We start from the raw sequence: 2,030 nt of genomic DNA on the forward strand, positions 1-2,030 counted from the left end.
AGGATGAAATTTTTAACAAGTAGGAGAGTAAACTAATTAAACTAAGTATGATCTTTTATAAGATTACCAAAGATAATTAAACTGAGCAAATCCTGTATGGGTATTGCCATCTTTATCAAACATTCCATTATAGTTTAAACTAAAATAGAAAGCTTCATTAACAGGAACGATAAAAGAAGTGCTTACAAATTTTTGTACTCTTGGTAAATCAAACTCATCACTTACTTTTATATTTCCAAATCTAGCCTCAGCTTCTACTTTAGGATTGATATTAAACTTAGCTCCAAGTTCTACTGAAGTTTTTAAATTAGGCAACCAATCTCTAAACCAAGTAAAGCTTGTTTTAGTAGAGAAAAGATTTAAATAGTTTGCATAGGTTCTTTCTCCACCTTTAACTGTTGCTTGTCCTATAGTGTCTTTCATAGAAAAAGCTTCAGTATAGCCTCCTTCATAAGCAAGACCTATTTCAGGGGAGAATATATCTTTATTAGAAATAAAATTCATACCTAAGGCTGTATTGACTCCATAAGCATAAGAATTAGGTTCAGCTTTAGCTTCATTATTTCCTATTTTTTTAGTTAAATCATTTTTAATCAAAGCAGCTTTACCTTGAGCCTTGATATAAACTTCTTGACCTTTTTCTGTAGTAAATAAGGTATTAAAGTATTTTAAACCTGCATAATAGGTTCTATTATTAATATCAAAATAAGTTGAACCCATTTTTGTATCTTCATAACCTGCATACACACCATATATTCCACTGTCTTTTAAAGTAGAATAACCTATAATGGTTCCTTTAGTGTGTCCTTTACTTTCTTCATTTAAAGAAAGTTCAACATTCTGTGAAGAAGTATAAGGAAGGATGAATAAAGAATGTTCTTTATTAGAACCATAGCTTCCATTATTTAAATCACTCTTTATATAATCACTTGCATCTGCATATAAATTACCCTTTTCAGACATAGCGATGCTTTGAGATTTACTTGAAGAAGCTAAAGCAAAGCTTTGCATAGAATTACCCATAACATTGTCTATAAAGGTAGATCTTCTTGTAGTAGTAGAGATTAAAGATCTAAAGGTTGCTCCAGATATGGAAGCATTAAGATGATAATCTGTAGTAAGCTTTCCTGTTATTGGATCAAAGCTTAAAGATATTTCTCCACCTCCATTGGTTCCTATATTGCCAATATTGTTTTGATTAACACCTGAGATGATATTGTTTATATTGCCTAATTCATCAAGATTAACATTGCTTTGATCTACGGTGATGTTTTCTACTTTTACATTATCTTTACCATTTCCACCTACAACTATAGTGTCTAATTTACCTGTTTCTTTATCTGTAGAAACAACCCAATCTTTAATTCCAACATTACCGCTACCATTGTTAGTTACTGTATTACCATGATCATCTTTACCTACTGAGCCTTGGTTGGAAATAACTAAATCAGCATTACCATTATTTGTAATACCTCCACCTATAGTAGCACCTTCTCCATTAGAAATTTCAAGTTTATTATCACTATTGTTAGTGATAGAACCTGAAATACCTGTATCAGAAGTAGAGGTGTTAGTGATGGAATCAAGTTTAGAACCACTTTCTATAGTGATAGCTCCTGTGATAGAAGCGCTACCTTCATTAACAAGACCACCTTCTACCTTAGCTCCACTTTCTATCTTGATATCACTACCTATAGAAGCATTACCTGTATTGATTATATTTCCTTCAAGTTTAGTGTTTTCCCCACTAACAGTAATACCACCTGTTATACTTCCTGAGCCAGAGTTAGATATGGCTTGGCCTGAAGAAGAAGTTACAGTAGCTCCATCTTCTACTTTTATAGAGCCTTCTATTTTTCCACTTTGATTAGATATACCAGCACCACTTCCACCTTCTACCCTAGAACCTTCACCAGATAAAATCATTTCTCCACTTAAAGAGGCACCATTATCCAATCTTATACCATGAACCTTACCTTTTATAATGCCACCATTTTTAAGTTCTATTTTTTGAGTTTTAGAACTTTCAT

1 protein-coding gene is annotated in these 2,030 nt (G+C 32.2%); it reads right to left on the minus strand.

Annotation, left to right across the window (positions count from 1 at the left end):
- Nucleotides 1-63: 63 nt before the first annotated feature.
- Nucleotides 64-2,030: autotransporter outer membrane beta-barrel domain-containing protein (locus AJ885_RS00015; RefSeq protein ID WP_070280472.1), on the minus strand; the 1,967-nt coding region annotated here is incomplete at its 5' end.

It is taken from the genome of Campylobacter sp. BCW_6464 (genome assembly GCF_001762775.1).
Taxonomy (GTDB): domain Bacteria; phylum Campylobacterota; class Campylobacteria; order Campylobacterales; family Campylobacteraceae; genus Campylobacter_D; species Campylobacter_D jejuni.